We start from the raw sequence: 7,461 nt of genomic DNA on the forward strand, positions 1-7,461 counted from the left end.
GCCGGTGCTCGTCCCCGCACCGGGGAGGAGCACCGGCCCCGCGTCACGACGGCCGCGCTACCGCGCTACCGCGAGGCCATCGCCGTCAGCCGCCGCGCGGCCCGGTACTGCCGCAGCACCTGGGAGAAGGAGGTGTGCCCCTGGGTGGTCCGGGCGAAGGCCCGCCAGGCCGCCGGCACCAGGCAGACCGCCGCGTGGAACAGGTACGGCCGCCGCTCGAAGGCGCCCAGCAGCTGCTTGCCCGCGCGCATCTCCACGCCCAGCCCGGCCTTGACCGCGAACGCGTAGTTCAGCGCCTCGCGCCGCACCGCCGCCGCGTCGCCCGCCTCGGCGACCTTCACCGCCCACTCGCCGGCCAGCCGGCCCGAGCGCAGCGCGTACGAGATGCCCTCGCGGGTCCACGGCTCCAGCAGTCCGGCCGCGTCCCCGGCGACCAGCACCCGGCCGCGGGAGAGCGGCGAGTCCTCGGCCCGGCAGCGGGTCAGGTGCCCGGACTCGACCTGGGGGGTGAACCCGGACAGGCCCAGCCGGCGGATGTAGTCGGCGAGGTACTGCTTGGTCCGCTCGCCGTCGCCGCGCGCCGAGATGACGCCGACGGTCAGGCTGCTGGTCTCGGTCTTCGGGAACACCCAGCCGTAACTGCCGGGCAGCGGGCCCCAGTCGAGGTGGATCCGGCCCGCCCAGTCGGCGGCGACCTGCGCCGGCACCGGGATCTCCGCCTCCAGGCCGAGGTCGATCTGGTCGAAGGTCACACCGACGTGCCGGCCGATCCGGCTCGCGCTGCCGTCCGCGCCGACCACCGCACGGGCCTCGAAGGTCCGCCCGTCGGCGGCCGTCACCAGCGCCGTCCGGTGCTCGCCGCCGCGCTGCTCGACGCCGGTGACGGTCACTCCGGTGACCAGCACCGCCCCGGCCTGCTTGGCCGCCTGCACCAGGCGCAGGTCGAACTCGTCACGGTTGACCAGGCCGAACAGCATCCGCTTGGACCGCCGCGTGCGGGTGTACCTGCCGTCGTAGGCGAAGGTGACGGCGTGCACCCGGTCCTGCAGCGGCAGCCGGAAGTCCGGCGGCAGGCTGTCCCGGGAGGGGCCGATGATGCCTCCGCCGCAGGTCTTGTACCGGGGGTGTTCGGCCTTGTCGAGCAGCAGCACCCGGCGGCCCTGAGCCGCGGCGGCGTGCGCGGCCGAGGAGCCCGCCGGTCCGGCGCCGACCACCACGACGTCCCAGACGCCGTCCAGCGGCGCGGCCGCGTCGTCGGTCGGACCGTTCTCGGCCGGGCTGTCGAGCGGGCTGCGGGAATCGGAGCTTCCGGAGTCAGTCACGTCGAGCAATCCTATGCGTCCGGCCCCGCCTGGCGAGCGCGCCGCCCCCGCACCGGCGCCACCCGCTCACCCCGCACCCTCGGAACTCCCCGTTCCGCCCGCCTATGATCGGCACTACCGCAAACCACCTCCTCCGCCCGCTCCACCCCAGGGCGGACCGTCTCCTCGGAGCCCCGATGTCACAGCCCCTGGCCGACGCCGTCCGGTCCCTGATGGACCGTGCCCGCACCGACCTCGCCGAGCTGGTCGCCTTCCCCTCGGTCGCCGATCCGCGCCAGTTCCCGGTCGAGGAGTGCGAGAAGGCCGCGCACTGGGTCGCCGAGGCCTTCGCCGCCGAGGGCCTGACCGGCATCCGGCTGCTGGACACCCCGGACGGCACCCAGTCCGTCTACGGCGAGCTGCCCGGCCCCGAGGGCGCGCCGACCGTCCTGCTCTACTCCCACTACGACGTCCAGCCCCCGCTGGACGAGGACGCCTGGCTCAGCCCCGCCTTCGAGCTGACCGAGCGCGACGGCCGCTGGTACGGGCGCGGCGCCGCCGACTGCAAGGGCAACATCCTGATGCACCTGACCGCCCTGCGGGCGCTGCGTCAGGTCCACGGCGACGCCTACCCGGTCGGCCTGAAGATCATCGTCGAGGGCTCCGAGGAGCAGGGCACCGGCGGCCTGGAGCGCTACGCCGAGGCCCACCCCGAGCTGCTCACCGCCGACGCCATCGTCATCGGCGACACCGGCAACTTCGCCCCCGGCCTGCCCACCGTGACCGCCTCGCTGCGCGGCATGACGGTCGTCGAGGCCACGGTCACCACGCTGGCCGGCAACCTGCACTCCGGTGCCTTCGGCGGCGCCGCCCCGGACGCCCTCCAGTCCCTGGTCCGGATACTGGCCTCGCTGCACGACGAGAACGGCGACGTCGCGGTGGCCGGCCTGACCGCCGACCAGACCTGGTCCGGCGTGCAGTACCCGGAGGAGCAGTTCCGCGCCGACGCCAAGGTGCTCGACGGCGTCGCCCTGACCGGCACCGGCACCATCGCGGACCGCCTCTGGGCCCGCCCGGCCGTCACCGTCCTCGGCATCGACGCCCCGCCGGTGATCGGCGCCACCTCCTCCGTCCAGGCCACCGCCAAGGCCCTGATCAGCCTGCGCGTCGCGCCGGGCTCGGACCCGCACGCCGCCCAGGACGCGCTGGTCGCCCACCTGGAGGCGCAGGTCCCGCTCGGTGCCCGGCTCACCGTCGAGCGCCAGGGCAACGGCGCGCCGTTCCGCGCCGACACCGGCGGCCCGGCGTACGAGGCGATGGGCGAGGCGATGGCCGAGGCCTTCGGCACCCCGATGGTCACCTCCGGCGAGGGCGGCTCGATCCCGCTCTGCAACACCCTGCGCTCGCTCTACCCGCAGGCCGAGATCGTGCTGATCGGCGTCGAGGAGCCGACCACCCAGATCCACGCGGTCAACGAGAGCGTCGACCCGCAGGAGCTGGAGCGGATGGCCCTCACCGAGGCGCTGTTCCTCCGCCGCTACGCCGAACTGCGCTCCGTCTGACGGACCTTCGGGGCGGCGCCGCGGGGAGCCCGCCCGACGGCGTCCGGCCGTCCGCCGCGCAGTCGGCGGGCGGCCGCCAGCACCGCCGCGTACCCGACCGCGCCCGCCGCGAGCCCGGCCCCGGCGCCGAAGCAGACCTCCGGCACCAGGTTCCGCCGCAGTGGGCTCAGCCGGTGCACCACCCCGGCGGCCGTCGCCGCGCCCAGCAGCGCGACGGCCGCGCGCCGGGTCCGGGGCGCGAGCCGCACGGCCGGCCGCACCGGCTCCACGGCCCGCACCGCACGCACCGCCCAGCCGCCCAGCGCCGCCAGGGCGAGCGCCGAACTGCCGTACTGCACCGCCTCGTACAGCGGGACCCCGGCCACCGGCCGGTCCAGTACGGGCAGCAGCCGCACCCCCAGCCGGCCCCCGTGGGTGAACGCGTCCCAGCCGACGTGGGTGGCCGCGCCGATCGCCGCCGAGGCCGCGAACCACGCCGCGCCACCGACCGCCCCGACGCCTGTGGGGCCCTGGGTGTCCCCGGAGTCCCGGGTGTCCGCAGCCCGGCGGGCGGTCAGCGCCTCGGCGCCGCCCGCCCAGCGCTCGGGCAGCAGCGCCACCACCGGCCCGCGCAGCAGCCCGTGCCAGCCGGCCACCAGCGCGCCGGCGACCGCCACGTCCAGCGTCGGCACCGCCCACCAGCGGTGCGTCAGCCCGCCGTGGGCGTACACCCCGGGCAGCAGGGACTCGGCGAAGAACGGCACGTCCGGCGCCATCGACCCGGCGACGAGCGCCGAGGCCACCAGGGGCCCGCGCGCGCCGGCGGCACGCAGCAGGGGCAGGACGGCGGCGGGATGGCTCAGCGTGAACGGCATGCCCCCATCCTCCCGCCCGCCACCGCGGCACGGCGCACCGGAGGTGCACCGGGTGGGGTTCCACGGGCCACCACGCCGGCCTCCCGCCCCGCCCGCCGCCCCGCGCCGACGGATCCCGCCCCGACGCCCCTGCCCCGCCCCGACCGGCCCCGCCGACCGACCGGCCCCGCCGACCGACCGACCGCGCCCACCGGCCGTAGCGCCCACCGGCTGTAGCGCCGCGTCCGCCGTACCGGCCCTACGCCGCGTCCGCCGTGCTCGCCAGCCCGACGGCCACCCGGCTCCCCGCCTCCAGGTACTGCAGCTCGCCGCTCCGCCGCGCGTCCAGCGCGGCCGCCAGCCGCCGGTAGCGCCCCGGCGGCAGCAGCTCGCCGGCCTCGTCCAGGGTGACGAATCGCCAGCTGCGCAGCTCCTCCTGCTGGAGCAGCAGGTGCTGCCGGCCCTCCTCGTCCAGCAGGCCGCCGTCGTACATCAGCCGCAGGCCGCCGCGGCGGGGGCCGGTGCGCGGCTCCCAGTCGACGGCGAGCAAGCGCAGCGTGGACGGGTCCAGGCGCAGGCCCAGCTCCTCCGCGGTCTCGCGCAGGGCGGCGTCGGTGGGGGCCTCGCCGCGCTCGACCACGCCGCCGGGGAAGTCCCAGTCGGGCTTGTAGACCGGGTCGACCAGCAGCACGCGGTCCTGCTCGTCGAAGAACAGCACGGCGGAGGCCACGGTGTCCCCGGTCGGGTCCGGGGTCTGGACGATCGGACAGCGGGCGGCGCCGACCCGGACCAGCTCGGCGATCCGGTGCGCGGTCTCCCGGGGGGAGAGCTCGCTGGTGTCGATCATCCGGGCGTCCCCGACCAGCCAGCGGCGGGCGGCGCGGTAGTGGGGCAGGTGTTCGAGGCACCAGGTGCGGACCCGCTCGCTGCCCTGCGGATCGCCCGGGCACTCCTCGCGGTGGGCTATGCGGTCGCGCAGGATCGTTTCTTCAGGGTCCAGCACGAAGTGGTGCACCGTGATCCCGTGCGAGGCCAGATCGCCGAAGATCTCGTCCCGGTAGTCCTCCCTGAGCAGGGTCATCGGGACCACCAGCGGGCCCCCGACCTCACCGAGCAGCGCCGCCGCCGTCTCGGGGACCAGCCGGCGCCAGGCCGCCAGGTCCTGGAAGTCGGACACCGTCGCCAACCGGTCGGCCGGGAGCATCCGGCGCAGGCCGAAGCCCACCAGCTCGGGATCGAAGAGCACGCTCCCGGGCAGCAGTTCCACCAGCTCTCGGCAGGCGCTCGTCTTGCCCGCCCCGAATGTGCCATTGACCCAGACGATCACAACGTCCCCTGCCCTCGACTTCCCCCGATGCCGTTCGCACCGGGCAGCGCGCCCGTCCGTCGAACCAGCGCCACCCGTGGTGGTACCCGCGCCATGCCGCTCCCCATACCTCCCCGGCGCGCCCGCCCCCACGCCCCGGTCTGCCCCGTGACAGCGGCATGTGCCCAGGTCAGGAGCCCGTGGACGGAAATATGCAGACCGGTCTACATCAAAATTGCACCCCTTCACCACGGCGGGAGCACAGGGCGCCCGATGGGTCGACCTGCCGCGCGCGCCCCGCTCGTACGCTCCGCACGCCCCCACCCGTGCACCATCGCGCTCCCGCGTGCACGCCCTGTGCCCGCTCTGTGCTCACACCGTGCCCGCCCCGCGTTCGCCTCCGCGTTCGCCCGCCACCGCCCGCCTCCTTGCGCCACCCGCGCCCCGCCGCGTACAGAGGAACGATGAAGCTGCTTCCCGCCGGTCGGGTCGTCGTCATCGGCTCGGTCAACACCGACCGCGTCCTCCGCTGCCCCGTGCTCCCCTCCCCCGGCGAGACCGTCCTCGCCACCGGCGCCGCCCGGGGCTTCGGCGGCAAGGGGGCCAACCAGGCGGTGGCCGCGGCCCGGTTGGGGGCGGCGACGCACCTGGTCGCCAAGGTCGGGCGGGACGCCGAGGGCGAGGCGGCGCTCGCCGACCTGCGGGGCGCGCAGGTCGAGACGGGCGCCGTACTCACCCACCCGGGGGCGCCCACCGGTCAGGCGATCGTCCTGGTCGACCCGTCCGGCGAGAACAGCATCGTCGTCGTGCCCGGCGCCAATGCCCACCTCACCCCGGAGGAGGTCACCGCCGCGCTCACCCGCCTCCGCCTGCTCCCCGTCGACGTGGTCCTGACCAGCAACGAGGTCCCCGCGGAGTGCATCCGGGCGACCGCCGCCGCCCTCCCCGCCGCGGGCCCCTCGGGCGGCACCCGCTGGCTGCACAACACCGCCCCCGCCGGGGCCCTGCCGGACGCCGGCCCCTCCGGACGCCGCCCGCTGGTCGTCGCGAACGCCGTCGAGGCCCGCCAGCTCACCGGCGCCGCCGACGTCGCCGAGGCCGCCCGGGTCCTGGCCGAACGCGCCGAGGGCGCCGTGGTCACCCTCGGCGGCGAGGGTGCGCTGGTCGCCGTGGACGGAACGTCCGCCCGACTGCCCGCCCCCGCCGTCCGGGTGGTCGACACCACCGGCGCCGGCGACGTCTTCTGCGGCGCCCTGGCCGCCGCGCTCGCCCGCGGCGCCGCGCTGTCCGAGGCGGCCGCCACCGCCGTCGCCGCCGGGGCCTTCGCCGTCACCGGCCTCGGCGCCCGCGGCGCCGTGCCCCGCCCGACGGACCTCCGACCACGCGTCGGCGAGCACCGGGCCCCGCCCGCTCAGCGCCCGCCGGGGGCACCGGGCAGACCCGGCACCCCCGACGGGCGGGCGTCCGGCCCCGCTACGGGCGCCCCATGAACGCCGGGTAGTAGCCGCTGCTGATCCCCGAGACCCGGACGTTGGTCCCGGGCCGCGCGGCCTCGACGTACCGGTTGTCGCCCAGGTAGATCGCCACGTGCTGGATGCCCCGGGCGGTCCCGTCCGGCGCCCAGAACAGCAGGTCACCGCGGCGCAACTGGCTCGCCCCGATCGGTGTGGTCGCCGCGTACTGGTCGTTGGCCACGCGCGGCAGGTCGATCCCGCCGCGCCGGAAGGACTGCTGCACCAGGCCCGAGCAGTCGTAGCCGTCCGGCCCGTTGCCGGCCCGGCGGAACGGTACGCCCAGCTGGGCGAGGGCGAACTGCACGGCGGTCTCGACGTCCCGGTCCTCCGCGACCGAGTCGTCGTAGTGGCCCGAGCCCGCGGAGTCCGACGAGGAGCCGCCGCCGGTGCGGTCCAGGTAGATGTCGTAGTGCGAGGTCCAACGCCACTCGCCCTTGCTGTTGCGGAACCAGTAGCGGGAGCCGTCCCAGCCCTCCCGGATCCCGCCGGAGCCGCTCGTGGCCTTGGCGGCGGACGCGGAGCCACCCCCGGTGCGAGCCGCGTACACGCTGTAGTGCGAGGTCCAGCGCCACTGCCCCTGGCTGTTCTTGAACCAGTACCTGGAGCCGTCCCACCCGGCGTGCGCCGGGGCGGGCTCGGCGGCCGCGGGGCCGGCGCCGAGGCCGAGGCCGATCACGCCCGCCCCGGTCGCGACCACGGCCACCATGGCTATCCCCCGACGGAGTCGCGCGGTGCGGGACGGACGGGAGGTACGGACGGTGGCGGCGGGCTGCTGCCCGGTCGGTTCGCCGGCGGCCGCCGGCGCGCCGGTGTTGACGGTGGTCATCGTGCTGACTTCCTTCACTGCTGCGGATCGCTGCGGACTGCAGCGGATTGCTGTGACCGGCCAGGACTGGCCGTGCTTGTCGGCAGGGTCCCCGCCCGGCACGCCGCGGCTTCCGGTCC

General features: G+C 76.4%; 6 protein-coding genes. 2 read left to right on the forward strand and 4 right to left on the reverse strand.

Annotated elements, in window-relative coordinates:
- Positions 1-65: 65 nt before the first annotated feature.
- A complete protein-coding gene (locus tag ACWGKU_RS39475) occupies positions 66-1,322 on the reverse strand; it encodes a geranylgeranyl reductase family protein (RefSeq protein ID WP_401054124.1) in 1,257 nt (418 codons plus the stop codon).
- 176 nt (positions 1,323-1,498) lie between these two features.
- Between ACWGKU_RS39475 and ACWGKU_RS39480 the strand changes: the two genes are divergently transcribed.
- A complete protein-coding gene (locus tag ACWGKU_RS39480; RefSeq protein ID WP_359915229.1) occupies positions 1,499-2,863 on the forward strand; it encodes a dipeptidase in 1,365 nt (454 codons plus the stop codon).
- Here the strand turns inward: ACWGKU_RS39480 and ACWGKU_RS39485 are convergent.
- Together ACWGKU_RS39485 and ACWGKU_RS39490 are read right to left on the reverse strand one after the other, a co-directional pair.
- Positions 2,839-3,717: a DUF4184 family protein gene (locus tag ACWGKU_RS39485; RefSeq protein ID WP_401054123.1), complete on the reverse strand. Its 879-nt coding sequence runs from the start codon at positions 3,715-3,717 to the stop codon at positions 2,839-2,841. The two genes, ACWGKU_RS39480 and ACWGKU_RS39485, sit on opposite strands and share 25 nt — an antisense overlap.
- A 238-nt stretch (positions 3,718-3,955) precedes the next feature.
- Complete coding sequence (locus ACWGKU_RS39490) at positions 3,956-5,023, reverse strand: NUDIX hydrolase (RefSeq protein ID WP_380545947.1); 1,068 nt, start codon at positions 5,021-5,023, stop codon at positions 3,956-3,958.
- A 443-nt stretch (positions 5,024-5,466) separates the two neighbouring features.
- Between ACWGKU_RS39490 and ACWGKU_RS39495 the strand changes: the two genes are divergently transcribed.
- Positions 5,467-6,492, forward strand: a complete 1,026-nt coding sequence (locus tag ACWGKU_RS39495; protein WP_452179539.1) for a PfkB family carbohydrate kinase — start codon at positions 5,467-5,469, stop codon at positions 6,490-6,492.
- Here ACWGKU_RS39495 and ACWGKU_RS39500 read toward each other — a convergent pair.
- The gene (locus ACWGKU_RS39500) at positions 6,476-7,342 is read right to left on the reverse strand and encodes a C40 family peptidase (RefSeq protein WP_401055003.1); all 867 of its coding nucleotides are present in this window, start codon (positions 7,340-7,342) and stop codon (positions 6,476-6,478) included. The genes ACWGKU_RS39495 and ACWGKU_RS39500 overlap by 17 nt on opposite strands.
- Between the last annotated feature and the right edge of the window lie 119 nt (positions 7,343-7,461).

The sequence above is a fragment of the Kitasatospora sp. NPDC054768 genome (assembly GCF_053612025.1).

What these genes read in the sequence shown, in the direction of transcription:
- ACWGKU_RS39480 (WP_359915229.1), top strand. Translation starts at nt 1,499, where the DNA reads ATGTCACAGCCCCTGGCCGACGCCGTCCGGTCCCTGATGGACCGTGCC.
- ACWGKU_RS39485 (WP_401054123.1), bottom strand. Translation starts at nt 3,717, where the DNA reads ATGCCGTTCACGCTGAGCCATCCCGCCGCCGTCCTGCCCCTGCTGCGT.
- ACWGKU_RS39495 (WP_452179539.1), top strand. Translation starts at nt 5,467, where the DNA reads ATGAAGCTGCTTCCCGCCGGTCGGGTCGTCGTCATCGGCTCGGTCAAC.
- ACWGKU_RS39500 (WP_401055003.1), bottom strand. Translation starts at nt 7,342, where the DNA reads ATGACCACCGTCAACACCGGCGCGCCGGCGGCCGCCGGCGAACCGACC.